This is a genomic window from Actinomadura viridis (assembly GCF_015751755.1).
Taxonomy (GTDB): Bacteria; Actinomycetota; Actinomycetes; order Streptosporangiales; family Streptosporangiaceae; genus Spirillospora; species Spirillospora viridis.
Genome location: NZ_JADOUA010000001.1, coordinates 8,414,594 through 8,440,447, shown reverse-complemented (window position 1 = coordinate 8,440,447; position 25,854 = coordinate 8,414,594). Strand labels below are relative to the sequence as shown.

Annotated in this window: 21 protein-coding genes; 12 read left to right on the top strand and 9 right to left on the bottom strand. The window is 72.8% G+C overall.

Translation table 11 applies throughout. The features are described from left to right. The first annotated feature begins 122 nt into the window (after positions 1–122). From IW256_RS38305 to IW256_RS38295, 3 genes are all read left to right on the top strand, one after another. Complete coding sequence (locus tag IW256_RS38305) at positions 123–1,538, top strand: chaplin family protein (RefSeq protein ID WP_197015596.1); 1,416 nt, start codon at positions 123–125, stop codon at positions 1,536–1,538. Between the two features lie 189 nt (positions 1,539–1,727). Continuing rightward, positions 1,728–2,399: a class E sortase gene (locus IW256_RS38300; protein ID WP_197015595.1), complete on the top strand. Its 672-nt coding sequence runs from the start codon at positions 1,728–1,730 to the stop codon at positions 2,397–2,399. Then, entirely contained in the window at positions 2,396–2,695 is a 300-nt protein-coding gene (locus IW256_RS38295; RefSeq protein ID WP_197015594.1) for a hypothetical protein, read from the top strand. The genes IW256_RS38300 and IW256_RS38295 overlap by 4 nt, the downstream gene beginning before the upstream one ends. A 65-nt stretch (positions 2,696–2,760) precedes the next feature. Here the strand turns inward: IW256_RS38295 and IW256_RS38290 are convergent, their stop codons facing one another. Genes IW256_RS38290 through IW256_RS38280 form a run of 3 tightly spaced genes read right to left on the bottom strand, consistent with a single transcriptional unit; the run spans position 2,761 to position 6,284 of the window. Then, entirely contained in the window at positions 2,761–3,339 is a 579-nt protein-coding gene (locus IW256_RS38290; RefSeq protein ID WP_231404097.1) for a GTP-binding protein, read from the bottom strand. 58 nt (positions 3,340–3,397) lie between these two features. Further along, entirely contained in the window at positions 3,398–3,778 is a 381-nt protein-coding gene (locus IW256_RS38285; RefSeq protein ID WP_197015592.1) for a DUF742 domain-containing protein, read from the bottom strand. 7 nt (positions 3,779–3,785) lie between these two features. Then, positions 3,786–6,284: a sensor histidine kinase gene (locus IW256_RS38280; protein ID WP_197015591.1), complete on the bottom strand. Its 2,499-nt coding sequence runs from the start codon at positions 6,282–6,284 to the stop codon at positions 3,786–3,788. Between the two features lie 257 nt (positions 6,285–6,541). Here IW256_RS38280 and IW256_RS38275 point away from each other — a divergent pair, with 257 nt between their 5' ends. Then, entirely contained in the window at positions 6,542–7,828 is a 1,287-nt protein-coding gene (locus tag IW256_RS38275) for an ABC transporter substrate-binding protein (RefSeq protein WP_197016791.1), read from the top strand. A 94-nt stretch (positions 7,829–7,922) separates the two neighbouring features. Further along, on the top strand, positions 7,923–8,972 hold the full coding sequence (locus tag IW256_RS38270; protein WP_197015590.1) for an LLM class flavin-dependent oxidoreductase: 1,050 nt from the start codon (positions 7,923–7,925) through the stop codon (positions 8,970–8,972). 114 nt (positions 8,973–9,086) lie between these two features. Here the strand turns inward: IW256_RS38270 and IW256_RS38265 are convergent, their stop codons facing one another. Beyond that, complete coding sequence (locus IW256_RS38265) at positions 9,087–12,305, bottom strand: AfsR/SARP family transcriptional regulator (RefSeq protein ID WP_197015589.1); 3,219 nt, start codon at positions 12,303–12,305, stop codon at positions 9,087–9,089. A 142-nt stretch (positions 12,306–12,447) separates the two neighbouring features. On the opposite strand from IW256_RS38265, the gene IW256_RS38260 reads away from it, so the two are divergent. From IW256_RS38260 to IW256_RS38245, 4 genes are all read left to right on the top strand, one after another. Beyond that, positions 12,448–13,020: an NADPH-dependent FMN reductase gene (locus IW256_RS38260; RefSeq protein WP_197015588.1), complete on the top strand. Its 573-nt coding sequence runs from the start codon at positions 12,448–12,450 to the stop codon at positions 13,018–13,020. 41 nt (positions 13,021–13,061) lie between these two features. Beyond that, positions 13,062–13,622 (top strand): dihydrofolate reductase family protein, encoded by a 561-nt coding sequence (locus tag IW256_RS38255; RefSeq protein ID WP_197015587.1) that lies wholly within the window; start codon positions 13,062–13,064, stop codon positions 13,620–13,622. A gap of 221 nt (positions 13,623–13,843) precedes the next feature. Continuing rightward, positions 13,844–14,194: a YciI family protein gene (locus IW256_RS38250; protein WP_197015586.1), complete on the top strand. Its 351-nt coding sequence runs from the start codon at positions 13,844–13,846 to the stop codon at positions 14,192–14,194. Between the two features lie 138 nt (positions 14,195–14,332). Next, positions 14,333–15,649 carry an RNA polymerase sigma factor gene (locus IW256_RS38245; protein ID WP_307829339.1) on the top strand — a complete coding sequence of 439 codons (1,317 nt, stop codon included), beginning with the start codon at positions 14,333–14,335 and terminating at the stop codon, positions 15,647–15,649. On the opposite strand, the gene IW256_RS38240 is transcribed toward IW256_RS38245, so the two are convergent. Next, positions 15,646–16,920: a lipase family protein gene (locus IW256_RS38240; RefSeq protein WP_197015585.1), complete on the bottom strand. Its 1,275-nt coding sequence runs from the start codon at positions 16,918–16,920 to the stop codon at positions 15,646–15,648. The genes IW256_RS38245 and IW256_RS38240 overlap by 4 nt on opposite strands. A gap of 385 nt (positions 16,921–17,305) precedes the next feature. Between IW256_RS38240 and IW256_RS38235 the strand changes: the two genes are divergently transcribed. Further along, positions 17,306–18,265 carry a threonine/serine dehydratase gene (locus tag IW256_RS38235; protein WP_307829338.1) on the top strand — a complete coding sequence of 320 codons (960 nt, stop codon included), beginning with the start codon at positions 17,306–17,308 and terminating at the stop codon, positions 18,263–18,265. Between the two features lie 103 nt (positions 18,266–18,368). Here IW256_RS38235 and IW256_RS38230 read toward each other — a convergent pair whose 3' ends face one another. The 4 genes from IW256_RS38230 to IW256_RS38215 all read right to left on the bottom strand — a co-directional run bounded on the left by IW256_RS38230 (position 18,369) and on the right by IW256_RS38215 (position 24,060). Continuing rightward, positions 18,369–19,727: a serine hydrolase domain-containing protein gene (locus IW256_RS38230; RefSeq protein ID WP_197015583.1), complete on the bottom strand. Its 1,359-nt coding sequence runs from the start codon at positions 19,725–19,727 to the stop codon at positions 18,369–18,371. Between the two features lie 154 nt (positions 19,728–19,881). Beyond that, positions 19,882–23,253 (bottom strand): pyruvate carboxylase, encoded by a 3,372-nt coding sequence (locus IW256_RS38225; RefSeq protein WP_197015582.1) that lies wholly within the window; start codon positions 23,251–23,253, stop codon positions 19,882–19,884. 202 nt (positions 23,254–23,455) lie between these two features. Then, positions 23,456–23,854, bottom strand: coding sequence for an ATP-binding protein (locus tag IW256_RS38220; RefSeq protein ID WP_197015581.1), 399 nt, complete (start codon positions 23,852–23,854; stop codon positions 23,456–23,458). A gap of 17 nt (positions 23,855–23,871) precedes the next feature. After that, positions 23,872–24,060: a hypothetical protein gene (locus IW256_RS38215; protein WP_197015580.1), complete on the bottom strand. Its 189-nt coding sequence runs from the start codon at positions 24,058–24,060 to the stop codon at positions 23,872–23,874. A gap of 245 nt (positions 24,061–24,305) precedes the next feature. On the opposite strand from IW256_RS38215, the gene IW256_RS38210 reads away from it, so the two are divergent. Both IW256_RS38210 and IW256_RS38205 read left to right on the top strand, forming a co-directional pair. Continuing rightward, the gene (locus IW256_RS38210; RefSeq protein ID WP_197015579.1) at positions 24,306–25,178 is read left to right on the top strand and encodes a helix-turn-helix domain-containing protein; all 873 of its coding nucleotides are present in this window, start codon (positions 24,306–24,308) and stop codon (positions 25,176–25,178) included. 14 nt (positions 25,179–25,192) lie between these two features. Continuing rightward, on the top strand, positions 25,193–25,408 hold the full coding sequence (locus IW256_RS38205) for a DUF397 domain-containing protein (protein ID WP_197015578.1): 216 nt from the start codon (positions 25,193–25,195) through the stop codon (positions 25,406–25,408). Positions 25,409–25,854: the final 446 nt, after the last annotated feature.

Here is a 25,854-nt window from a genome sequence, read left to right as displayed (position 1 = left end):
TGAAGGGATGCGGCACGCGGCGCGCGGGCGGCACGCACAACATCACCCAGACTTTTCTCCCGGCAATGCGCTACCAGCCATTGCCCGTCCAAGAAATCCACTACACCCGAATGGGAGCAGAAATGCGGGACTGGACGAAGAACATCAGCCGCGCCGCTCTGGTGGCGGCGGGCATCGCCATGACGGGGGCGGGGCTGGCCTCCGGCAGCGCCCTCGCCGACAACACCAACGGCAACAGCAGCGTCCTCGGCGGCAACCAGATCAACATCCCGATCACGGCGCCGATCAACGCCTGCGGCAACAACGTCGCCGTCCTCGGAGCGACCAACTCCATGTGCCAGGGCGGCGCGAGCGTCACCAACCGGGGAACCGGCAACGGCAACGACACCACCTCGGGCAAGAGCAGCGTCGCGGGCGGCAACCAGATCGACGTCCCGGTCAACGCGCCGATCAACGTCTGCGGCAACAACGTCGCGGCCCTCGGCGTCGCCAAGGGCAACTGCAAGGGGGGCGCCAGCGTCACCAACCCGGGCAACGGCAACGGCAACGGCACCGGCAACGACAAGACCTCGGGCAACAGCAGCGTCGGCGGCGGCAACCAGGTCGACGTGCCCGTCAACGCGCCGGTCAACGTGTGCGGTAACAACGTGACGGTGGGCGGCGTCGCCAACGGCAACTGCCGCCCGAGCACCTCGCCGAGCAACCCGCCCACCAACCCGAACCCGGACCCCAGCACGCCGCCGAACGCCGGCGGCACCGCCACGACCAACCAGGCCGGCACCCCGGCCAAGGCTCCGGTCACGACCAACAACAAGCCGGTCACGACCAACAGCGCTCCGGTCACGACCAACAACAAGCCGGTCACGACCAATGACAAGCCGGTCACCACCCGGAACTCGCCGAACGCGAACAGCAACACTCCGGTCACCGGCACCGACAAGACCTCGGGCAACAGCAGCGTCGCCGGAGGCAACCAGGTCGACGCCCCGGTCAACGCGCCGGTCGACGTCTGCGGCAACGACGGCACCATCAACGGCGTCGCCTCGAAGAGCTGCCAGACCCACGCCAAGGTGAGCCACAAGCCCGGCGAGTCCTGCAAGCACGCGAACTGCAAGGCCGGCGGCGTCGCCAAGAAGGGCCACGGCCACGGTCGCGGCCACGGCCACGGCCACGGCCATGGCCACGGTCACGGCCGTGTCACGTCCAAGCGGCCGATCGGCGAGCTGGGCGGCTCGATCGGCGGCATCAAGACCGGGCGGCACCTGCCGTCCACCAAGCGGCTCGCCTACCCGGAGGACCGCCCGGGCGTCGTCCAGAACCCGGGCCGGGCCGCGCACCCGGCCGGCTCCGTGGACGTCCCGGGCACCACGGCCCTGCCGGGCTACCAGGGCCTGCCCACCGCCTCCGGCCTGCCGGGGGCCCAGGGGTTCGCGCGCGGCATCGGGGACGCCTTCCCCATGGCGCACCACGCCGCCGGCGGCCCGTCCCTGACCAGGGGGCTCCCGATCGGCGAGCGCGGCACCCAGACGGGCCGCTGATCCGTCCCGGCGCGGGCTCCGCGGCGTCACCGCGGCGGAGCCCGCGCCACCCTCGGGCGGCCGGCACCGACCGTTCCACGGCCGCCCGGCCCACCCCGAGAAGCCTTCCGGCGACGGCGGGGGCGGTGCGCCTTGCCAGGCGGGCCGCCCCCGCCGCCCATCAGGGCCGACAGAGGAACCCCAGAGCACATGCGTTCACCAGTCGTCATCGTCACCCTCTTGGCGACGGCCGCGGCCCCGTTCCAGGCTCCGGCCGGAGCCGCGCCGGGATCGGCTCCCTCCCGGGTGCCGGCACCGGCCACGGCACCCCTATCGGCGGCGCTCCCTCCCGCGTCCGCGCGGGCGGCCTCGCCCACCGCCCCCCTGGCACCGTCCGGTGCGGCCCGGCCCCGGAAAGGTGAACGGATCGCGCGGATCTCCATCCCGCGGCTGAACCTGCGCCGCCCGGTCCACGAAGGGGTGTCCCAGCGCGTCCTGGCCCGCGGCCTCGGCCACTACCCGCGTACGGCTGCGCCCGGCCAGGTCGGCAACTCGGTCATCCTGGGCCACCGCACGACCCACCTCGCCCCGTTCCACGACCTCGGCCTGATGCGCCGGGGCGACCGGATCACGCTCCGCAGCGGTGGGCGGACGTACGTCTACCGCGTCTACGCCAAGCGCGTCATCGCCGGCACCAACACCAGGGTCCTCGCGCCGGTCCCGTTCCACTGGAGCCGGAAGGCCAGGAGCAGCGTCCTCACCCTGATCACCTGCCACCCCAAGGGGTCGGACCGGCAACGGCTGGTCGTACTGGCCCGGAAGGTGACGGGGAAGGCGGGGAAGCCCGGGAAGACCGCGCGGCCGGCGGCGAGGCCGCGATGAACGGCTTGCCGTACGCGCCGGTCGCGCCTCCCAGCTGGATCTCCAAGCCGCTGCACGCCATGACCCACGACGAGCTGCGGGACCTGCGGGACGCGCTGTGCCGGGAGTCGCCCCCGGACCACGCGCTGCTGAGGGCCATCGACGGCCGGCTGGCCGGAAGCGCCGCCCCGCCGCCGGCCGAGGACACCGAGGTCAAGCCCGAGGCCGAGCCCGACTCCGAAGCCGACTCCGAAGTGGAGCCCGAGGCCGAGGCAGACTCCGAGGCCGAATCCGACGACTGGGCCCTCGACGGCTGACCGCGAGCGTCCCGGGCCCCGCCCTCGGAGGCGGGGCCCGGAGCCGCCCGGACCAGGTGTACCGGTCAGGTGTACTGGCTGGCCCGCTGCGAGCGGCGGCCCTCGCCGTTCACCGTGAGCAGGTACTTCACCAGGGTCGTCAGCACGCTCTTGGCGGAGTCGCGGCTGCGCGCGTCGCACATCACCACCGGGGTGTCGTCGCTGAGGTCCAGCGCCTCCCGGATCTCGTCGCCGGCGTAGTCGTATCCGTCGTCGAAGCAGTTGACTCCCATGATGAACGGCAGCCCGCGGTTCTCGAAGTAGTCGACGGCCGGGAAGCAGTCGGCCAGCCGGCGGGTGTCGGCCAGGATGATCGCACCCAGCGCGCCGTGCGACAGCTCGTCCCACATGAACCAGAAGCGGTCCTGCCCGGGCGTGCCGAACAGGTAGAGGATCAGCCCGTCGCGGATGGTGATCCGGCCGAAGTCCATGGCGACCGTGGTGGTCGTCTTGCGGTCCACGCCGGAGGTGTCGTCCACCCCGACGCTCTGCTCGGTGAGGACCTCCTCGGTCTGCAGCGGCTTGATCTCGCTCACCGCGCCGACGAAGGTGGTCTTGCCGACCCCGAAGCCCCCCGCCACGAGGATCTTGACCGCGAGTGGCATCGCGGCGTCGTTCTGGGAGGACGACCCCCCGGCACCCCCGCCGTAGGGGGGCGTGGCGTCAGAGCGCCTCGAGTCCATGGAGCACTTCCCTGAGCAGATGTTCGGTCACGGTCTGGCTCTCCTGTTGCGGGCGCCGGACCGCGATGAGCCGGTGGGCGAGCAGATCGCCGAGGAGCACCCGGACCACCACGAGCGGCAGCCCCAGCCGGGCGGAGACCTCCGCCACGGAGTGGGGACGCGTGCACAGGTCCACGATGGCCAGATGCTCGGGGCCGATCTCGGGCGTGGCGGCGGACGGGGTCGCCACCGTGGCGATGATGGCGATCATCTCGAAGCCCTCACCGCGGGTGCGGGGCCGGGCCCGGCCCCGCGTCAGCGCGTACGAGCGGACGAGGGGGCCGGCCTCGTCGTCGAGCCATTCGTTTCCGGGGCCGTTCATCAACCGCTCACGACCCCTCGTCGAACTCGACGGTCGACTCGGTGCGGCCGCGGCGCGTGCCCCGCTGGATGGAGGACATCATCGACCGCAGTTCCTCGGGCGAGCGTTCGGCCCTCGGGGGCGACGCCGGCTCGGCCTGGACGCCGTTCTCGCCGGTCGCCTCCTCGCGCAGCTGCGGGGCCAGGTTGGCCTGCCGGACCCGCTTGGGCAGGTCGGGACGGCCGCCGCGCGGGCCACCGCCCCCGCCGCCCCGGGAGCCGCCGCCCGGCGGGCGGCGCAGCGGGCCGGTGGCACCGCCGCTGTTCTGCCGCCGTTCCGGACGGAGTTCCTGGACGTAGGGCCGGGACGCCGCCGGGGGCTCGGCCCCGGGCGGAGGGACCGCGGACGGGGGCGGAGGAGTGGGTGGGGTGGGCGGAGTGGGAGCGGGTGGTTCGGGCATGGGCTGCGGCGGCTCCCCCTGTGCTCTGCGATGCCGCGCGCCTTGCGGCATCTCCGGTTCGTTGTCGTTGGAGTGCAGGCGCAGCACCGGGCCGCCCGCCCCCGCGGGGAGCGCGGGCCGGCCGCCCTGGCCGCCGCCGCGGACGACGCCGACCGGGAGCAGAGCGTCCTCGCTGCGGCGGGTGAGCGCCAGCTGCGCCTCGTCGTAGGCCTCGCCGTCGCCGTGCACGACGATGTCCTCGGGGATCAGCACCACCGCGCTCATCCCGCCGAACGGCGAGGTCCGCAGGGTGACCTTGATCCGGTGCCGCTGGGCCAGCCGGCCGACCACGAACAGGCCGAGCTGGGCGCTGTCGGACAGGTCGAACTCGGGCGGCTCGGCCAGCCGGGCGTTGGCCGCCGCCAGGCTCTCCTCGTCCATGCTCAGCCCGCGGTCCTCGATCTCCAGCGTGAAGCCGCGCGCCACCGCCTGACCGGTCACCTGGACGCTGGTGTGCGGCGGGGAGAACGAGGTCGCGTTCTCGATCAGCTCGGCGAGCAGGTGGATGACGTCGGCGACGGCCACCCCGGAGATCGCGGCCTTGGGCATCGGCGCCACCGTCACCCGGGTGTAGTCCTCGACCTCGGAGGCGGCGGCGCGGGCCACGTCGATGACCGCGACGGGGTTGCGCCAGCCTCGGCCCGGCGCCTGGCCGGAGAGGATGATCAGACCTTCCGCGTGCCGGCGCATGCGGGTCGCGAGGTGGTCGATGCGGAACAGGTCCTCCAGGTCGTCCGGCTCGGTGATCCGGCGTTCCATGGAGTCCAGCAGGTTGAGCTGGCGGTGCAGCAGCGTCTGGCTGCGGCGGGCCAGGTTGACGAAGACCTCGCTGATGCCGCGGCGCAGCCCGGCCTCCTCGACCGCGCCCTGGATCGCGGTCCGGCGGGCGGCGTTGAACGCCTGGCCGACCTGGTCGATCTCCCGGGTGCCGAAGGACAGCGGCGGCGCCTCGGCGACGACGTCGACCTCGTCACCGCGGCGCAGCCGCTGGATGACGCCCGGCAGCCGGCTGTTGGCCAGGTCGAGCGCCTCGCGCTTGAGGCCGTTCAGGTCGCGGATGACCGAGCGGGCGGCCCAGATCGCCAGGCCCACCGACAGGATGACCGCGATCAGGCCCAGCACGCCGGCCAGCACGACCCGCATGATGATGGCGTCCGAGATGGGCTTGGCGCGCTGCTCCGCGGCGGCCACCAGGGAGAGCTCCAGCCCGCGCAGGCGGGTGAGGTTGGAGTCGACGGTGGTCTTCCACAGCACGGGGACGGTCTGCGCGTCCTTCCTGCCGATGCGCGGGTTGGCGACGTAGCGGTCCTCCATCGTGCGGAGGCGGCCGTACTGCGGCGTGCTGGTCACCCGGCGGAAGAAGGCCCGGTCGACGGGACGCAGCTCGGGCGAGGCGATGTCGTACAGCGACCGGTACGTGCCCACCAGCTTGACGAACTCGTTGTGCTCGGCGCGCGTGAACCGGCCCGTGGCCAGCACGCCCGCCATGAGCGCGTCCTCCTGGGAGAGCGCCTCCCGGGCGCGGGCGAGGGCGACCTGGTTACGGGCGTCCTTGGCGACCTCGGCGTTGCCCAGCGTGGACAGGGTGCCCTGCAGGGTGCCGATGCCGCCGATGAGGCTGGTGTAGTCGGTGAACGCCTGGCCGCGCTGGGTGCGGCCCATGTCGATGGCGTTGCGCTTGGCGACCAGCCCGTTCAGACCATTGATGATCTCCTTGGCGAGCTGGCGGGTCTGTTCGGGGGCGCTGTCGAGCGCGCCCTTGTCACCGGCCAGGCGGCGGAACAGGTCGGCCTGGCGGTCGGTGACCAGCCGGCCGGCTTCCATCGCCGCGGCGTCGGTGGGGGCTTTACTGCCGAGATAGACCATGGTGAGGCGGCGCTCGGCCTGAAGGGAGCTGCCGAGCGCTCCCGAAGGGTACTCGAAATGATCCTGGACCGTTTCCACGTTCCGCAGGTTGAGTCCCTCACCGAGGGTCACGCTGGCGGCGAACGCCCACAGGACGCTCAGCGACACCAGCGACACGGCCACCAGTGCCGTGACCTTGAAACGTACCGTCCTGAACCGTCCGGCCCCTGGTCGGCGCCGCCGATGACTGATGCGTGACTTCATTCGACGGTCCCTTGATCGCACTTGCAAGGCTCTCCGTTAGCCGACGGCCACTGATCGCACGAGAGGGTACCGTTCCGCGTGATCGGATGTGCGAGATGTGGATAGAGATCTGAATCATTGCGGTTCACCACGCATGACCGGTTGTCACGGCCCTACAATCCGCGAGCGTGATCTTCATGAGTCAGCCGAGCCAGCATGAGCCAAGGCCGTACACGCCCGGCGCCCGCCTGTCCGGCGTACGGCCCTCCCACTACCGGGGGCGCGGACGCGGGCGAGGCCCGCGCCGGCGTGGGCGGCTGCCGGTGATCGCGGCGGCGGCCGCGGTCACGGCGGCGCTCGCCGCCGGCTGCAGCGACTCCGGCACCGCCGCCCGCACCTCCGTGCCGCAGGTGCCGGCGCAGCAGATGATCGGCGCCACCGAGGGACAGCTCAACCTCATCAACTGGGCCGGATACGCCGAGAACGGCACCACCGACAAGACCGTCGACTGGGTCACGCCGTTCACCCGGGCGACCGGCTGCAAGGTGAACTCCAAGATCGCCGACACCTCGGACTCCATGGTCGCCCTGATGAAGACCGGGAAGTTCGACGGGGTGTCGGCGTCCGGCGACGCCAGCCTCCGCCTGATCTACGGCGGGGACGTGGCGCCCGTCAACACCTCGCTCCTCACCAACTACCCCGACATCGCCGACTACCTGAAAGAGCAGCCGTACAACTCGGTCAACGGCCAGATGTACGGTGTCCCGCACGGCTATGGCGCCAACTACCTCATGTACAACCGCGAGGAGGTGCCGCAGCCGCCGACGTCGTGGAACGTGGTGTTCGAGAAGAACTCGCCAGTGGCGGGCAACATCACCGTCTACGACTCGCCCATTTACATCGCCGACGCGGCGCTCTACCTCAAAACGCACCGACCGGACCTGAAAATCACCGATCCCTACGCGCTCTCCGAGGACCAATTCGAGGCCGCCGTGGACCTGCTCAGGCAGCAGCGGCCCAATATCAGCCAGTTCTGGCACGCCTATGGCGACTCCGTCCAGGCCTTCACGGTCAAGGACACGCACGCCGGCACCACCTGGCAGGTGATCGCCAACCTCGCCAAGGCCCAGAAGGCGCCGGTGGAGACGGTCCTGCCGGTCGAGGGCGCCACGGGCTGGTCGGACACCTGGATGATCTCCTCCCGCGCCAAGAACCCCAACTGCATGTACCGCTGGATGAACTGGATCACCACCGCGAAGGTGCAGGCCCAGGTCGCCCAGTGGTTCGGCCAGGCCGCGGCCAACCCCAAGGCCTGCCGCTACACCGCCAAGGGGTTCTGCGCGGAGTACAAGGTCGGCGACGCGGCCTTCTACAAGAAGATCGCCTTCTGGAAGACCCCGGTGACCAACTGCGGCGACGACCGCGGCAACACCTGTGTGGACTACTCACGCTGGTCCCAGGCGTGGGCAGAGATCAAGGGCTAGAAGAGGTGATACCCGACCCCCTGACCGGCACGACCTCCCCGCTCTCCCCATCCCCCGAACCGTGCGAAGAAGCACGACAAGGAGAAGTTCTTCCGTGAAGTTCAGCTACGCCATGCTCCCCGACTACCCGCTCACCGACTCGCTGGCGTCGATCAGGCTCGCCGACGAGCTCGGGTTCTACGCGTGCTACGCGGCCGACGAGCCGTGGCACAAGGACCTGTGGCTGCTGTTCGCGGCCGCCGCCGCGCAGACCTCGCAGATCCGCCTCGGCCCGAGCGTGTCGGCCGTCACCCTGCGCGAGCCGACCCTGATCGCCCAGGCCGCCGCCACGCTGGACGAGCTGACCAACGGTCGCGCCGAGGTCGTCCTGGGCAGCGGGAACTTCGGCGTACTGGCCCAGTACAAGATCGACTGGGCCAAGACCAAGCCCCTCACCCGGGTGAAGGAGGCCGTGGCGGTCGTCCGCACCCTGCTCGACGAGGGCACCATCACCCGCGACGGCGAGTTCTACTCCTACGACGGCCTGTTCACCTTCGCCCGCCCGGTGCAGGAGCGGCTGCCGGTCAAGATCGGCGCGATGCGCGGGCCGAAGTCCTTCCAGGCCGCCGGTGAGCTCTCCGACGGCGTGCACCACGCGCTCAGCTACTCGCGCGAGGCGTACGAGTACGCCGTGGAGAACTTCAGGATCGGCGCCGAGCGCGCCGGCAAGGACCACACGACGCTGGACATCGGCGCCTGGGTCGTCTTCGCCGTCGGCCCCGACTCGGCCGCGGCCAAGGAGGCGGCCCGCAGCATGGTCGGCCTGTACGCCTCGGCGATGCCGTCCGAGCAGCTGGAGCGCAACGGCGTCGACCCCGCGGACATGGTCCCCATCATCGAGGCCATCGGTGCGGGCGACCTGGCCAAGGCGATCGAGCTGACCACCCCCGAGATCACCGAGAAGCTCTCCCTCGCCGGCACCCCCGACGAGGTCCGGGCCAAGATCGAGCGGGAGATCGCTCCGACCGGCGTCAACCACATGATCTGCGCGATCACCGACGCCGGCCTGGTGAAGTCGTTCACCGGCCGCGAGGTCGAGGGCGTCGCCGACGTCGACACCCAGCTCCGCCTGATCCACGACGAGCTGATGCCGGCCTTCAAGTGATCCACCCGGTGACCCCGCCCGGCGGGGCCACCGGCTGATGGACGGGCCGGGCGCACACCGCGCCCGGCCCTTCTCCATGCCCGTCCCGCCCGCGGGGCTCCCGTCGCGGCCCGCTCAGAGGTGCAGGGTGTGGGCCTGGTCCAGGCAGGCGGACGGGGTGAGGGCGTCGCCTTCGGCCCGCCGTTCGTCCAGGACGGCGGCGGGGAGGGCGTCGCGGAGCCTCGCCTCGGTACGGGCGATGTCACCGCGCTCGGCGGGGCCCGGGGACAGGCCGGACGCGGCGCGGACGGCGGTGGCGGCTCCCAGGAAACGGGCGGCCTGCTCGGCGTGACCGGGCACGTCCCGGCCGGCCAGGCTGAGCGCGGACGCCATGCCCTCCAGGGAGAAGGCCGTGTCGCGGGGGCCGTCCATCCGGACGGCGAGCGTCAGGGCGCGGCGGTGCAGGTCCACGGCGTTCGCCAGGTCGCCGCGCAGCTCGGCCGCGTGCCCGAGGCCGATGTAGACCAGGGAGAGGTAGAGCGGCGGCGGAGCCTCGCCGTCCGGGGGGACGGACGCGAGGAGCAGCGTCCTCAGGCGGATCTCCGCCTCGTCGGCGTCACCCTCGTAGCGGGCGGCGAAGCCGAGAACAAGTTCGGCGAGCACCATCGACTGCCGGTCGCCCGACGCCAGGACCAGCTCGCAGTACGCGCGGGCGGTGGCGGGTTCGGCGGACTGCAGGGTGATCCAGCCGAGCCAGGCATTCCGGGACGCGACCTCGGGCCACAGGTGGAGTTCCTCGGCCATGCGCAGGCCGTCGTGCTGGAGCGCGCGGGCCCGGTCGTAGTCGCCGGCCAGCTCGGCGCCGGCCGACAGCCATCCGGTGGCGTGCAGGCCGCCCCAGCGGTCGCCGGCGCGGCCGAAGAGCCGGGCGGCGCGCCCGGCCTCGCGTTCGAGGACGGCGGGCTCGCCGCGGTGGTGGGCGTACTGGGCCCGCAGGAGCAGGACGGCGGCCTCGCCCCAGTGGTCCCCCGTCGCGCGGAAGGTCTCCTGCGCCGCGTCGAGCAGCTCGGCGCCGACCGCCACGTCGCCGCGCTGGCTGCCCGCGTACGCCAGGAACCACTGGGCTCGCGCGCGGTCGCGTGCCGGGCAGTCGCCGAGGAGGGCCAGGGCCTCCTCGCGGCGGGCGAGCCAGCCGGTGTCGTCGCCGTTCAGCAGGCCCAGCCCGGCTCGCCAGGCGGTCGCCCTGGCACGGCTGGCCGCGTCGCCCCCGGTCACCAGCGCGGCCTCCAGCGAACGCAGGGCCTCGGCCAGGCGCCCCCGCAGGAACCAGTACCAGGTGAGCGCGTTCGCCAGCCGCAGGGCGTCCGGGCCGCCCAGCGCGACCCGCAGGTTGGCGGCCTCGGTGTCGAGAAGGCGCAACCAGCGGTCCTGGTCGGCCCCGTAGAGGTGCGGTTCGGCGCGGACGGCGAGGTCGGTGTAGTAGCGGTGGTGACGGGCCAGGACCTCGTCGTGCTCGCCGGCCTCGGCGAGCCGGTCGGCGCAGTAGGCGTCGACCGATTCCAGGAGCCGGTAGCGGGGCCCGGCGGCGTGGTCGGTCATGACGACCAGCGACCGGTCCACCAGCCGGGCCAGCAGGTCGAGGACGTCGGGAACGGGGATGTCCGCACCCGCGCACACGGCCTCGGCGGCCTCCAGGGAGCAGCCGTCGGCATGCACGGCGAGCCGGCGCAGCACGGCGCGCTCGGGCTCGGGCAGCAGGTCCCAGCTCCACTCGATCATCGCCATGAGGGTGCGCTGGCGGGGCGGGGCGCCGCGGTGGCCGGTGGCCAGCAGGCGGAAGCGGTCGTCCAGGCGGGCCACCAGGCCGTGCACGCCGAGCGTCCGGACGCGGGTGGCGGCCAGTTCCAGCGCGAGCGGGATGCCGTCGAGCCGGCGGCAGAGCACCGACACGGCGGGGGCGGTGTCGGCGTCGAGCCGGAAGCCGCGGGCGGCCGCGGCGGCCCGCGTCACGAACAGCCGGACGGCGCTCGACCGTTCCAGCTCGGCGGGGTCGGCGCCGTCGGCGCGGCCCGGCACCTCCAGCGGGGGGACCGCCCAGACCACCTCGCCGGGCAGCCCGAGCGGCTCTCGGCTGGTGGCCAGCAGGCGCACCCCGGTCGCCGCGTCCAGCAGCAGCCGCGCCAGCTCCGCCGCCTGGTCCACGACGTGCTCGCAGTTGTCCAGGACGAGCAGGGGCCGGCGCCCGGCGAGCGCCCCGGCGAGCCGTTCGGCGGGCGTGCCCAGGGACGCGGCGTCGTGGACGTCCAGCACGGCCAGGACGCCGTCGGTCAGCTCGTCGACGGTGGCGGACCGTTCGAACGCGGCCAGCTCCACCATCCACACGCCGTCGCCCGGCGCCTCCGCCGCGCGCAGGCCCGCCTCCGTGGCCAGCCGGGTCTTGCCGACGCCGCCCGGCCCGGTCAGCGTGACCAGCCGGTCCGACGCGAGGCGCGCCCGGATCGACGCCAGCGCCTCGTCCCGGCCGATCAGGTCCGACGGGGGCGGGAGCAGGTTGGTGCGCGGGCGGGCGCCCTCGTCCGCGGCCGGAGCCGGGACGGGCCGCGCCGCCAGCTCGGGGGCCTGCACGAGGATCGCGCGGTGCAGGGCGGTCAGCTCGGCGCCGGGGTCCAGGCCCAGCTCATCGGCCAGCCGGACGCGCAGCGCCTCGTAGCTCTCCAGGGCCTCGCTCTGCCGCCCCGACCGGTAGAGGGCGCGCATGTGCGCGGCGCGCAACCGTTCGCGCAGGGGGTGCGCGGCCAGCAGGTCGCCCAGCTCACCGGCCAGGACGCCGTGCTCGCCCAGCTCCAGCCGGACCTCGGCGTGATCCTCCAGGGTGGTCAGCCGCAGCTCCTCCAGCCGGGCGATCGCAGCCCGGCTGAACGGCTCGTCGGCGAAGTCGGCGAGCGCGCCGCCGCGCCACAGCCCCAGCGCCTCGGCCAGCAGCGCGGCCCGGGCCTCGGGCCCGGCGGCCTCCCGGGCGCGTGCGGCGGCGCTCCGGAACCGGTGCGCGTCGATCCGGCCGGGCTCGACGTCCAGCACGTAACCCGCGGGCCGCGTCACCACCAGCCCGCGCGCACCCGGCTCGGCGTCCCCGAGGACCCGGCGCAGCTGGGAGACCTTGGCCGACAGCGCGGCCGGCGGGTTGCCGGGCAGGTCGTCGCCCCACAGGTCGTCGATCAGGCGGTCGGCGGGCACCGGGCGGCCCTCGTGCAGCAGCAGGTCGGCCAGCAGCGCCCGCACCTTCAGGCCCGGCACCGGGACCGCCGCGCCGTCATCGGTCCACACCGCAAGCGGCCCCAGCACCCCGAAACGCATGGCCGCACGATAGCCGCGGCCACCGACCATACGGGACCGTGAACCTTCCGTCGGACGGCCGTAAAGATCCCGTAAGCCCCGTCCGCCACAGTGAGGACATCAAGCCGGACGGCACACCGGACAGGACACGGAGGAGGCGGGGATGCTCAGGATCGCGGTCATCATCGGCAGCACCCGCAACGGGCGCTTCGGCCCCACCGTCGCCGGCTGGTTCGCCGACCGCGCCCGCAGGCGCCCGGACGTGACCGTGGACATGGTCGACCTGGCCGAGACCGGCCTCCCCGCGACGCTGACCGACCACGACGAGCCCGTGCCCGCGCCGGTACGGAGGCTGGCCCCGCGGCTGGCGGCGGCCGACGCCTTCGCCGTGGTGACCCCGGAGTACAACCACGGCTTCCCCGCCCCCCTCAAGACCGCCATCGACTGGTTCTACGAGGAGTGGCAGGCCAAGCCGGTCGCGCTCGTCTCGTACGGCCGCGACTCGGGCGGGCTGAACGCCGCCGCGCAGCTCCGGCAGATCTTCGCCGAGCTGCACGCGGTCACCATCCGGGACGGCCTCAGCCTGCCCCGCTACTGGGAGGACTTCGCCCCCGACGGCTCCTGGCCCCGGCCCGCCGCCGAGTGCAACACCTCCGTCACGACGACCCTGGACCAGCTGATCTGGTGGGCGAACGCCCTCCGGGACGCCCGCGCCCGGGTGCCGTACACCGCCTGACCACCACCCGACCCGAGAGATGAACCGCCCAGGAGGCAGCCATGCGTAAGATCATCAACTCGACCTACATCTCGCTGGACGGCGTCATCGAGCGCCCGCACGAGTGGACGTTCGACTACTTCGACGCGGAGGCCCAGCAGTACGCCCGCGACCTGCTCTTCTCCTGCGACGCCCTGATCGCCGGCCGCGTGACCTACGAGGGCTTCGCCCAGGCCTGGCCGAGCATGGAGGAGCAGACCGGCGACTTCGGCGTCCGGATGAACACCCTTCCCAAGTACGTGCTCTCCACCACGATGGAGAAGGGCGAGTGGGGCGAGACCACCGTCATCAGGGAGAACGTGGCCGAGGAGGTCCGCCGGATCAAGGAGCAGCCGGGCCAGGACATCCTGCAGTACGGCTTCGGCCCCGCGTCCCGGACGCTGGTGGAGCACGGCCTGCTGGACGAGCTCCGGCTGTGGATCCACCCGGTGATCGTCGGCACCGGTGACGCGGGCGATCTGCTCACCAGGGAGGGCTTCGCGGCGAAGTTCGACCTCGCGGAGACGGTCACCTTCGGTTCGGGGGTCATCGTCGCCACGTTCCGCCCCGCCGCCGCGAAGTAGGCCGGCCCGGGCGCCCGGCCAGGCGCCTGAGCAGGCATGACGGCACCGGCCGGACCCGCGTCCGCGGGCTCCGGCCGGTGCCGTCTCCGGTCGTGCTGCGGCACACTCGGAAGAAATCCGAAAAACTTCTCCCGGTGTTGTCGATCCGCCCCCGGCCCGTTCGACGCGTCGGCGAGAGGGTGGAGACAAGGGCCGCCCCGGAGCCTGCCAAGGAGACGACCATGCAGTTCCTGATGATGACCACCGACACCGGCTCGGAGACGACGGCCCCCGACGAGAAGCTGCACGCCGAGATGGGCGCGTTCATCGAGGAGATGAGCAAGGCCGGCGTCCTGCTGGCGACCGGCGGGCTGGACCCGCGGGCCGTCCACATCACCTCGTCCGGCGGCAAGGTCACCGTGACCGACGGCCCCTACACCGAGGCCAAGGAGGTCGTGGTCGGCTTCGCGCTGATCGAGACCCGGACGGAGGAGGAGGCGATCGAGCTGTCCAAGCGGTTCTGGTCGATCGTCGGCGACGGCGCGGGCACCATCCAGCGCGTCTTCGGCCCGGAGGACGTCCCCGGCGCCTGACCGGGCTCCCGAGCCCGGCGCCGTCCCGCGTGGCACGGTGGCGCCCGGCACGGTGGTGACCAGCACGGTGGTGACCAGCACGGACGGGCGGGCCGTCCGCCTTGCGCGGACGGCCCGCCCGGTGGTCTCATCGTCGCCGTGACGACTGCCGAGACGAACCGCGAGATCCACCGCAGGATCGACGCGGTCTGGCGGCTGGAGGCCGCCCGCATCATCGCGGGGCTGGCCCGGCTGGTGCGCGACGTCGGGCTGGCCGAGGAGCTGGCGCAGGACGCGCTGGTCGCCGCGCTGGAGCAGTGGCCGGAGTCAGGCGTCCCGGACAACCCGGGAGCCTGGCTCATGGCCGTGGGCAAGCGCCGCGCGGTCGACCGGATCCGCCGCGACCAGCGGCTGGAACGCAAGCTCGAAGAGATCGGGCACCGGATGGAGACCGGGCCGGAGAGCGGGGCGGACGGCGCGGACGTCGAGGCCGTCCTGGACGATCCCATCGAGGACGACATCCTGCGCCTGGTGTTCACCGCCTGCCATCCGGTGCTGCCCACCCCGGCCCGGGTCGCGCTCACCCTGCGCATGCTGGGCGGGCTGACCACCGACGAGATCGCGCGGGCGTTCCTGGTCCCGGAGCCGACCGTCGCGCAGCGCGTCGTCCGGGCCAAGCGCACCCTCGCCGAGGCCGGGGTGCCCTTCGAGGTGCCGGAGGGCGAGGAACGCGCCGCGCGGCTGGCGTCGGTGCTGGAGGTCATCTACCTGATCTTCAACGAGGGGTACGCGGCGACCGCGGGCGACGCCCTCGTCCGCACCGACCTGTGCCGGGAGGCGCTGCGCCTGGGCCGTGTCCTGGCCGGGCTGGCCCCGAAGGAGGCGGAGGTCCACGGCCTCGTCGCGCTCATGGAGATCCAGGCGTCGCGGTCGCGGGCGCGCACCGGTCCGTCCGGCGAACCCGTCCCGCTGCTCGACCAGAACCGCGCGCTGTGGGACCGGCTGCACATCCGGCGGGGGTTCGCGGCGCTGCTGCGCGCCGAGAAGCTGGGCGGCCCGCCCGGGCCGTACGTGCTGCAGGCCGCGATCGCCGCCAGCCACGCCCAGGCGGCCGACGCCGAGGAGACCGACTGGGCGCGCATCGCGGCGCTCTACGAGATCCTTGCCCAGCGCGCGCCGTCCCCCGTCGTGGAGCTGAACCGCGCGGTGGCGGTCGGCATGGCCCGCGGTCCCGCCGAGGCGCTCGGCATCGTGGACGCGCTGGCCGGGGAGCCCTCGCTCAAGCGGTACCACCTGCTCCCGAGCGTGCGCGGCGACCTGCTCTTCAAGCTGGGGCGCTTCGGCGAGGCGCGGACCGAGTTCGAGCGGGCCGCCGCGCTCACGCGCAACGCGCCCGAACGCGCCCTGCTCCTGGAACGGGCAGAGGCGTCCGGGCGCGCGGCGGAGAGCCGGCCGCGGAGCGGCCGGGGCGTCTAGCAGTTGCCCTGGGCGGGCTTGCCCTCGAAGCGGTCGCCCAGGAACCTCGTCACGTCACCGGCCGCCAGCCAGTCGGTGGTCAGGTGCTCGGCCGGGTAGGCGGCGGTCCATCTGGTGGTGATGCCCGCCGCGCAGTAGGCGGCGCGGGTGGCCTCCTCGGTCTCGTGCGGGATGATCTCCTCCAGCAGGCCGCGGTACTGGAACACCGGGAAGCCGATCTTGTACTTGGCCGAGGAGGACGGGGTGCCGATGTCCACGCCGAGCTTCTGGCGGTCGACGATCTCCCCCCAGGTGGTGCCGTCCGGGCCCCTGAGCGCGTAGATCTGCTCCAGGGTCAGCCTGTCCTTGGAGAAGTTCTCCACCCTGGCCCCGAGGAAGGCCGCGAGGGTCCCGAAGAGGCAGTTGTTCCTGACGTCCTGGATGGCCTTCCTGCCCGCGTCGTTCATCAGCTCGTCGAACGGCATCTCGGGGTACGCGGCGTTCAGCCCGACGAGGGCGTCGGCCAGGAACCCGGCGAACAGGCCGCCGTTGAGCGCCTTCGCGGTGATCTTGAGATCGCCGGGCACGCCGCCCGCCGCCGCGCCCGCCACGTTCAGCTCGGGCGCGTAGGACGCGGCGAGCTGGGCGCCCCACAGCGAGGCGGCGCCGCCCTCGGAGTAGCCCGCGATGCCGACCTTGCCGTCGGCCCTGAGGTCGCCGCCGGGGATCCGGCGCGAGGTCCGCGCGACGTCCAGCAGGGCGTGCCCGGCGTTGGCGCCCACCATGTAGGTGTGCACCTGGCCGTCCAGGTAGCCCACCCCGTCGGTGGCGGCGACGGCGAATCCGGCCTTGAGGAACTCGGCGAGGTTCGGCCCCTCGTAGTGGTCCACGTACTGGCCGGACATCTGCTTGGACAGCGCGCACTGCGGCCCCGAACCCGACGTGCCCGGGTTGAACGCCACCACCGGCCGCGAGCCGCCCTTGGTCCACGGCGCCTCCGGCACCGCCACGAATCCCGAGACCGCGATCCGCGCGCCCTTGACGTCGGTCGAGGCGTACCGCACCTTCCACGCCTTCATCCTGATGCCGTGCGGCACGCCCGGCAGGGTGGTGGGACGGCAGGCCAGCAGCTCGCCCGGGGCTCCGGACACCGCGCCCGGAGCGGCGTAGATGTCGGCGTCGGACGCGGTGCATCCCGCCGGCGCCCCCGACGCCGGGGGGACGACAGCCACCGTCGGCACGGCCAGGGCGGCGCCCGCCGCCACCGTGGTGAGCAGGGTACGTAGTTTCATCGGCACTCCGTGGGGGGTGGGGCCGGCACTGGTCCCGGACGGCGCCGGCGGCCGGCGAGAAGTGGATGCCGATGACTGTGGCCCACCGGCCGGGGCGGCCGGAATGAAGCCGCCTCACACGGAGCGGCGGGGTTTTGGCAGTCGGTTCACAAGTCCGTCGCGGGCCGCCCGGAAGAGCCGTGCGGGCGGCGCGGCGCGGGCGGCGCGGTGCGGGCGGCGCGGTGCGTTCGCCTCCGGCGGCTGGCAGACTTTCGCGGAGATCGCACCCGGCGGGGAACGCACCCTGCGGGGAACGCACCTGCGGAGATCGCACCCCGCGGGGGAACGAGCCCGGCGGGGAACGAGCCCCTCGGGGCCGTGGGAGAGGTGGGAGAGGGGGGTAGCAGTGATCACTCTTTCGGACGTCCGGGACGCCGCCGCGCGGATCGAGGGCAGGGTCCGCAGGACGCCCGTGATGGAGGCCGATCCGGCGGCGTTCGTCCCCGAGGGCGCCGAGGCGCCCGCGAGACTCTGGCTCAAGCTGGAGCTGACCCAGCACACCGGGTCGTTCAAGGCGCGCGGCGCGTTCAACCGCGTCCTGGCCGCCGTCGAGGAGGGACGGCTGCCCGGTGCGGGGGTCGTCACCGCCTCGGGTGGCAACGCGGGCCTGGCCGTGGCCTACGCGGCCTCCCGGGCGGGCGCCAGGGCCGAGGTGTACGTCCCGGAGACGGCGCCCGCGGTCAAGGTGGCCGGGCTGCGCGCGCTCGGCGCGACCGTCGTCCAGGTGGGCGTCAGGTACGCCGACGCCCACGAGGCCGCCACCAAGCGCGCGGCGGAGACCGGGGCCGTGTTCTGCCACCCGTACGACCAGCCGGAGATGTGCGCCGGCCAGGGCGTCATCGCCCTGGAGCTGATGGAGCAGACCGGCGGGGAGGTCGACACGGTGCTGCTGGCGGTGGGCGGCGGGGGCCTCATGGCGGGCGTCGCCGCGGCCCTCGAAGGCCGGGCGACCGTCGTCGGGGCCGAACCGGTCACCGCGCCCACGCTGAACGCCGCGCTGCGGGCCGGGAAGCCGGTCGACGTCGAGGTGTCCGGGGTCGCCAAGGACTCGCTGGGCGCGAGCCGCCTCGGGGACATCGCGCACGCCGTGGCGACCCGGACCGGTGTGCGGTCCGTGCTCGTCACCGACGATGCGATCAGCGCGGCCCGGCGCCGGCTGTGGGAGGGCCACCGGCTCGTGGTCGAGCACGGCACGGCCACCGCGGCCGCCGCTCTGCGCACCGGCGCGTACCGTCCGGAGCCCGGCGAGCGCGTCGCCGTCCTGCTGTGCGGGGCCAACACCGACCCGTCCGATCTGGTGAGGTGATCCCGCGCCGCCGCCTCGCCCCGGGCGGGCCGCACCCGGGGCGCGCACGGCACGTGCCAGGTGCGGCAGGGACAGGCGCGGCAGGGACGCGGCCCGCCGGGTGTCAGCGCCGGACGGCGTACTGCAGCGGGAGCGGCGGCGCCGCGGTGGTGTCCGGGATCTCCGTCGCGAGCGGCCCCTGGTCGCCGCACAGGGCCTGGACGAAATGCGCGCCGAGGGCGTTGTCGATCGCGTGCGGCATCGGCACGCCCTGCCCGTTGAGCTGCTGGTACTTGGTGAGGTTGACGCCCAGGGCGAGCTGGCGGCGGCCGTCGTTGCTGGAGAGCGCCTGCGTGCCGGCGCCGAACACGGCGCCGTCGTGGCCCCAGAACCGGCCGCACGGCAGGTCCACCGAGTAGATCCCCAGGCCGTAGTTCATCAGCGTGTTGCCGTCGGCGTCCTTGACCGGCACGGTCCGCTGCATCTCGGCCAGCGCGCCCGTCCCGATCAGCTTCCCGGTCAGCAGGGAACGGTAGAAGCGGTTGAGGTCGTCCATGGTGGACACCAGCGCGCCCGCCGTACCGGCCCATGACATGTCGTAGACGCTGTACTCGCGGACCGGCTTGGCGTAGCCGTACAGCGCCTCGTACATGCGCGAGTACGACCCCAGGATGAACGGCCCCGCCGGGAAGTACGTGCTCTTGAGCCCGGCCGGCCGGATGACGCTCCGCTGGATGTAGGTCTCGGCCTTGACGCCGGTGACCTTCTCCAGGAGCTTCCCGATGATGACGTAGTTGGTGTTGGAGTACGACCAGCCCTCGCCGGGGGCGTTGGTCGGCGGCGCCTCCAGCCCCCACGCGATGAGCTGCTCCGGGCGCAGCGTGCGGAAGCGGTTCTCGTCCAGGCTCTCGGGCGACAGCCTGCGCCAGGACGGGAACGCGGAGACGACGTAGTCGCCGATCCCGCTGGTGTGGTCGAGCAGCATCCGCACGGTGACCTTCTCCCCGCGCTCGCCCGGCACCGTCCCCGGGAGGTACCGGGCGATCGGCGCGTCGAGTTCGAGGCGGCCCTGCTCGACCAGCCCGAGCACGGCGACCGCGGTGAACGTCTTGGTGACGCTGCCGACCCGGTGCCGCATGTCGGGCCGCGCCGGGCGCCGGGTGCGCACGTCGGCGACACCGGACGCGCCCCTCCAGACGTCGTCGTCGTGGCGGACGGCCGAGTAGAGGCCGTACATCCCCGCCTCGTGGGTGGCGTCGAGCGTGACCCGCAGCTTGGCCGGGTCGAACGACACGCGCCGCGGGTCGGTGGACGACCGGCCGTGCGCCACGGCCGCGGCCGGCACCGTCGCCGGTGCCGCGGCCCGCGTCGGCGGCGGGGTCTGCGCGGCGGACGGGACCGCCGGTCCGAACGCCAGGAGCGAGGCCGCCACCGGCACCGCCCCGGCGAACCGCCTCAGCCGCACGAACCGCCTCGTCGTCATCCCCGTCTCTCCAGTTCACGACTCGCCACACGCAGTCTGCACGGGCACGACCCTGCTGTCAGCCCGTCCGCGAGGAAGATCAACATCTTCCCGGGGCCAGCCTAGGCCGACCCCGGAGCCACAACCTGATCAACGCCGGGCGGGGAGACTTAGTTCACGAGATGACCATCAGGAGATCACCCGCCTGGACCGGGGTGGCCCCCTGCACGGCGACCCGCGCGACCGTCCCGGTGACCGGCGCGGTGATCGCGGCCTCCATCTTCATCGCCTCGATGGTGGCGACCACGTCCCCGGCCTCGACCCGGTCGCCCTTGGCCGCCCGCAGCGTCACCGACCCGTCGAACGGCGCCGGGACGTGCCCGGGCTCGCCCGGATCGGCCCGCTCCACCGGCGGGGCGTCCGCCTTGACCGAGCGGTCGCGCACCGACAGCGTGCGCAGCTGGCCGTTCACCGTGCAGATCACCTGCCGGAACCCGGCCTCGTCGAGCTCGCCGACGGCCTCCAGCCCGGCCAGCACCCGCACCCCCGGCTCCAGGTCGAAGAAGACCTCGTGGCCGGGCTGCAGGCCGTACAGGAACGCCGCCGTCGGCAGCACCGACAGGTCGCCGTACGCCGCCCGCGCCTCCCGGTAGTCCTTGGCGGGCCCCGGGAACAGCAGCCGGTCCAGCGTGTCTCGGACCTCCGGCCCGCCCAGTGCCTTCTCCTCGTCCCGGGTCAGCTCGGCGCGCGCGGGCGCGTACTGCCGCCCCTCCAGCGCCCGTGCGCGGAACGGCTCGGGCCAGCCGCCGGGCGGGTCGCCCAGCTCGCCGTTCAGGAAGCCGACCACGCTGTCGGGGACGTCGTAGTGTCCCGGGTTCGCGGCGAAGTCCTCGGGGTCGGCCCCGGCCGCGACCAGGTGCAGCGCCAGGTCCCCCACCACCTTGCTGGACGGGGTGACCTTGACCAGCCGCCCGAGGATCCGGTCGGCCGCCTCGTACAGCCGCTCGATCTCCTCGAACCGGTCGCCCAGGCCCAGCGCGACCGCCTGCTGGCGCAGGTTCGACAGCTGCCCGCCGGGGATCTCGTGCCGGTACACCCGGCCGGTCGGCGCCGGCAGCCCCATCTCGAACGGCGCGTACAGCCGGCGCACCGCCTCCCAGTACGGCTCCATGACGGTGAGCGCGTCCAGGTCGATCCCGGTCGCCCGCCCGGTGAAGTCGGTGTGCGCCACGATCGCCTGCAGGGGCGGCTGGCTGGTCGTTCCCGACAGCGGCGCGGCGGCGCCGTCCACGGCGTCCACCCCGGCCTCGACGGCGGCGAGGTAGGTGGCGAGCTGGCCGCCCGCCGTGTCGTGCGTGTGCAGGTGGACGGGCAGGTCGAAGCGCTCGCGCAGCGCGGTGACCAGCGTCCGCGCGGCGGGCGCGCGCAGCAGCCCCGCCATGTCCTTGACGCACAGCACGTGCACGCCCGCCTCGACCAGTTCCTCCGCCAGCCGCAGGTAGTAGTCCAGCGTGTAGAGCTTCTCACCGGGCGAGGACAGGTCGCCGGTGTAGCACAGGGTGCCTTCGACGAGGGCGTGCGTCTGCAGCACCGCGTCGATCGCCGGCCGCATGCGCTCCACGTCGTTGAGCGCGTCGAAGACCCGGAAGATGTCCACCCCGGTGGCCGCGGCCTCCTTGACGAAGGCGCGGGCGACCGAGTCGGGGTACGGCGTGTAGCCCACCGTGTTGCGCCCGCGCAGCAGCATCTGGATGCACAGGTTGGGCGCGGCCTCGCGCATGGCCGCCAGCCGGTCCCACGGCGACTCGCCCAGGAACCGCAGCGCGACGTCGTAGGTGGCGCCGCCCCACGCCTCCAGCGAGAGCAGCTGCGGGGTCGTCCGGGCCAGGTACGGCGCCGCCGCCGCGAGGTCGTAGGTCCGCACCCGGGTGGCCAGCAGCGACTGGTGGGCGTCCCGGAAGGTCGTGTCGGTGACGGCGAGCGCGTCCTGGGCCCGCAGCCGCTCGGCGAACGCCTTCGGCCCCAGGGCCAGCAGCCGGTCCCTGGACCCCTCCGGGAACGGGCCGGTCAGATCGATCCCGGGCAGCTTCTCCTGCGGGTCCAGATCGGTCGGCGCGTCACCGTTGGGCTTGTTCACCGTGACGTCGGCGAGATAACGGACCAGCCGGGTCGCGCGGTCACCGCTGGAACGGGCGGTCAGCAGGTCGGGGTGCTCGGCGATGTAGGCGGTGGTGATCCCGCCCGCGCGGAAGTCCGCCTCGTCCAGCAGCGCCTGCAGGAACGGGATGTTGGTGGCCACCCCGCGGATCCGGAACTCGGCCACCGCCCGCCGCGCCCGCCGTACCGCCTCCTCGAACGTCCGGCCCCGGCACGTCAGCTTGACCAGCATCGAGTCGAAGTGCGGCGTCACCACCGCGCCCGCGTAGGTCGTCCCGGTGTCGAGCCGCACCCCGGCGCCGCCGGGCGACCGGTAGGCGGAGATCTTGCCGGTGTCCGGCCGGAAGTCGTTGCCCGGGTCCTCGGTCGTGATCCGGCACTGCACCGCGAACCCCGAGACCTGCACGCCCTCCTGCCGGATCTCCAGGTCGGCCAGGGACTCGCCGCCGGCGATCCGCAGCTGCGCCTGGACCAGGTCCACCCCGGTGACCTCCTCGGTCACGGTGTGCTCCACCTGGATCCGCGGGTTCATCTCGATGAACACGTGCCGTCCCGAGGCGTCCACCAGGAACTCCACGGTGCCCGCGTTCACGTACCCGATCTCCCGCGCGAACCGCACCGCGTCCCGGCACAGCCGCTGCGTCACCAGCGGGTCCAGATCGGGCGCGGGCGCGATCTCGACCACCTTCTGGTGCCGCCGCTGCACCGAGCAGTCCCGTTCCCGCAGGTGGACGATCTCACCGGTGCCGTCGGCCAGCACCTGCACCTCGATGTGCCGCGGCCGGTCGACCGCCTGCTCCAGGAAGACCGTCGGGTCGCCGAACGCGCTCTCGGCCTCCCGCCGCGCCGTCTCCACCGCCGCCGGCAGGTCCTCCCGCCGGTCCACCCGCCGCAGCCCGCGCCCGCCCCCGCCGGCCGCCGCCTTCACGAACAGCGGGAACCCCACGTCGTCGGCCGTCGCCACCTCCTCGCCCGGCTCCGGGGTGGCCGAACGCAGCACCGGCAGCCCCGCCCGCCGCGCCGCCGCGACCGCCTCGATCTTGTTCCCGGCCAGCTCCAGCACCCTGGCCGGCGGCCCCACGAACGTCAGCCCGTTCCGCTCGCACGCCGCCGCCAGCTGCGGGCTCTCCGACAGGAAGCCGTACCCCGGGTACACCGCGTCCGCGCCCACCCGCAGCGCGGTCTCCACGATCCCGTCCACGTCCAGGTAGGCCCGCACGGGATGGCCGTGCTCGCCGATCTCGTACGCCTCGTCGGCCTTCTGCCGGTGGAGGGAGAGCCGGTCCTCGTAGGCGTAGACCGCCACGCTGGAGATACCGAGTTCGTAGGCGGCGCGGAACGCCCGTACGGCGATCTCACCCCGATTGGCGACGAGCAGCTTCTGGATCACGGCGTACTCCCAGGAGACGGGTCGGGCGAGGCCGCCCGAGCACGACGGCCTCCCGGGCTCAACGTCGAGCGGCCCCCAACATAACGCGACCGGATTTTTACGCCGATACCTACCCCACCCCCTACATTCCGGAACAACACCCCTCCCCGGAACAACACCCCTCTCCGTCCCGGGCAGGCCGGGGGCGTCTCATCTCGCCGCCTCAGCCGGCCGCGGCTCCCGACATCTCGAACCACACCGTCACCTTGCGGTCTCCGTCCTGCCCGACGCGGTAGCCCCACGCAGCGGCCAGGGAGTCCACGATCAGGAGTCCGCGCCCGGATTCATCGGCCTCGTCCGAGATCATCGGCACCGTGACGGCGTCCCCGTCGTCCTGGATCTCCACCCGCGTCCGACCCGCCGCGCGAAGGACCACCACCCACACGCCACCGCCGCACCTCCCGCTCGCGCTATACCTCCGAGCGTTGGTCGCGATCTCCGCAGTGATCACATCCGCGTCGGCGGTATCCACCTCCGGCGACTCCTTCGCCAGAAGGTCTCTCACCATCGACCGCACCGCCCGTACGTCGACACCGCCGGCGCCGGCGACCCGTTGCTTCATCACCTGCTCCCAGGCCGTCACCGGGCCGCCGCCTCCAGTGCCGTGGCCGCCCGCAGCAGACCTTCGGCGCCCGCTCCCGCCGGATAACGCTGCGACCCGTCCCACAGGTAGGACCACCCCGCCCCATCGCGGATCACCACGACCACGACGACCCGGTGGCACGCGCCGAGGGTCAGAGCCGCCCCGCCGTTCTCCCCGACCAGCACTCGCGAAGGCCGCCCGAGCTGCACAAGGGCAACAGCGAGATCCGCCAGATACCGCACCCGAGCCACCGTCACCGGCAGGTCTGCCCGCCATCTCACGTTCCGTCCCTGAGGGGGTGGAACGTCGTTCGCTAGGTTGTTCACAGGTTCGACTCCTTCCAGTCGAGCTCAGACCCCGGGCCGGTGTGGCCGCACCGGCCCGGGGCCGCTTGCGTCATTCGCCTGCGCCTCGCCTACATTCGGTGACTGTGACGCGCAAGCAAGACCGGGGACATAGCCCCACACTCCGGGCGCGCCGTCTCGCACTGGAGTTGACCGAGCGCCGCGAAGCCTGCGGGCTGTCCCGTGACGAAGTGACGCGGCGCTTGGAATGGGCGAACTCAACGCTCTTCCGCATCGAGACAGGCCGCAGCAAGCCGCAGCCTCGCAGCGTCCGCGAACTGCTCGACCTCTACGGCGTCACCGGCCCTGAGAAGGAAGGGCTCATCCAACTGGCTCGCGAAGCCCGGCAACCGGGCTGGTGGCATTCCTTCCGCGACGTGCTCCCCAACCCGTACGAAGTGTTCATCGGTCTTGAGGCCGGAGCGACCACCATCCGGGCATTCGAGCCGCTCACCGTGCCCGGCCTGCTCCAGACCGCCGACTACTCCCGCGCCATGATCCGCGGTGGTCCTCATGAGCTCGACCCCGACGAGATCGACCGCCGGGCCCAGGTTCGTTCGGCAAGGCAGGAGATCTTGTCCCGGCCCGACCGCCCGCACCTTTGGGTGGTGCTGGACGAAGCCGCCCTGCACCGGACGGTGGGCAGCAAGGCCATCATGCGGCGGCAACTGGCTCACCTGATCGAAATGGCACAGCGGGACAAGACCACGCTCCAGGTGCTCCCTTTCGAGGTCGGCGCCCACGCCGCCAGCACGACCGGCCCGTTCGTCATCCTCGGCTTCGCCGAGCCCACCGACCCTGACGTGGTGTACCTGGAGACCATTCCCGATGGGGTCTACCTGGAGAATGCGAGCGACGTGCAGGGGTTTATGCTTGCATTTGACCGCCTGCTCGATGCGGCATTGCGTCCCGACGACTCGATCGCACTCATCCGGCGAGTGGCAGATGCAAGCGCCTGAGCACGACCAGAAGGATGGGCGAGGTGGACAGCCCCGACATGTCCTGCGCCACATGGCGCAGGAGTTCACGGAGCGGACAGAACGGCAACTGTGTCGAGATCGCTCAGGTCGCCGGCATCGTTGCAGTTCGTGACAGCCAGAACGTGGACGCCTCTCCGATCTTGCTTCCGCCCGCCGGATGGCGAGCACTCCTGGCCAACGTTCATGCAGGTCAGTACGACTTTTCCTAAGCTCGTGCGCGTAGTCCGGCCGTGCAGTCCGGTGGCCCGGCACCGCCTTGCCTTGCCCGTATGAACCGCGTACGTCGCGCCTGGCGGCCACAGTGGGGTCGAGTCGTTGTCCGCGCCGCGAGGAGCCAGTGCCGTGCGTAACTCAGTTCTTCATCACCGGTGAGGTCGACTGGGTTCCTGATGCCGTCCGGCCAGCATGGGCGTCCTGCCTTCGCCATACCGTCCACGTTCAGGTAGGCCCGTACGGGATGCCGGGACGATGGATCGGGCGCGAACCCGGAGCCCGACGGCCTCCTGGGCATCGCGTCGAGCAGCCAACATGACGCGACCGGATTTCACGCTGATACCTGTCCCGTATTTGCCGTTCTAGGGCAACGTCCCTCTCATCGACTTCGACGCGCATGCCGGGTCAAGCCCGTCCTGACTAGACTCGTCCCGCACCCCGT

What these genes read in the sequence shown, in the direction of transcription:
- IW256_RS38305 (WP_197015596.1), top strand. Translation starts at nt 123, where the DNA reads ATGCGGGACTGGACGAAGAACATCAGCCGCGCCGCTCTGGTGGCGGCG.
- IW256_RS38300 (WP_197015595.1), top strand. Translation starts at nt 1,728, where the DNA reads ATGCGTTCACCAGTCGTCATCGTCACCCTCTTGGCGACGGCCGCGGCC.
- IW256_RS38295 (WP_197015594.1), top strand. Translation starts at nt 2,396, where the DNA reads ATGAACGGCTTGCCGTACGCGCCGGTCGCGCCTCCCAGCTGGATCTCC.
- IW256_RS38290 (WP_231404097.1), bottom strand. Translation starts at nt 3,339, where the DNA reads ATGCCACTCGCGGTCAAGATCCTCGTGGCGGGGGGCTTCGGGGTCGGC.
- IW256_RS38285 (WP_197015592.1), bottom strand. Translation starts at nt 3,778, where the DNA reads ATGAACGGCCCCGGAAACGAATGGCTCGACGACGAGGCCGGCCCCCTC.
- IW256_RS38275 (WP_197016791.1), top strand. Translation starts at nt 6,542, where the DNA reads ATGAGTCAGCCGAGCCAGCATGAGCCAAGGCCGTACACGCCCGGCGCC.
- IW256_RS38265 (WP_197015589.1), bottom strand. Translation starts at nt 12,305, where the DNA reads ATGCGTTTCGGGGTGCTGGGGCCGCTTGCGGTGTGGACCGATGACGGC.
- IW256_RS38260 (WP_197015588.1), top strand. Translation starts at nt 12,448, where the DNA reads ATGCTCAGGATCGCGGTCATCATCGGCAGCACCCGCAACGGGCGCTTC.
- IW256_RS38255 (WP_197015587.1), top strand. Translation starts at nt 13,062, where the DNA reads ATGCGTAAGATCATCAACTCGACCTACATCTCGCTGGACGGCGTCATC.
- IW256_RS38250 (WP_197015586.1), top strand. Translation starts at nt 13,844, where the DNA reads ATGCAGTTCCTGATGATGACCACCGACACCGGCTCGGAGACGACGGCC.
- IW256_RS38240 (WP_197015585.1), bottom strand. Translation starts at nt 16,920, where the DNA reads ATGAAACTACGTACCCTGCTCACCACGGTGGCGGCGGGCGCCGCCCTG.
- IW256_RS38230 (WP_197015583.1), bottom strand. Translation starts at nt 19,727, where the DNA reads ATGACGACGAGGCGGTTCGTGCGGCTGAGGCGGTTCGCCGGGGCGGTG.
- IW256_RS38220 (WP_197015581.1), bottom strand. Translation starts at nt 23,854, where the DNA reads ATGAAGCAACGGGTCGCCGGCGCCGGCGGTGTCGACGTACGGGCGGTG.
- IW256_RS38205 (WP_197015578.1), top strand. Translation starts at nt 25,193, where the DNA reads ATGGGCGAGGTGGACAGCCCCGACATGTCCTGCGCCACATGGCGCAGG.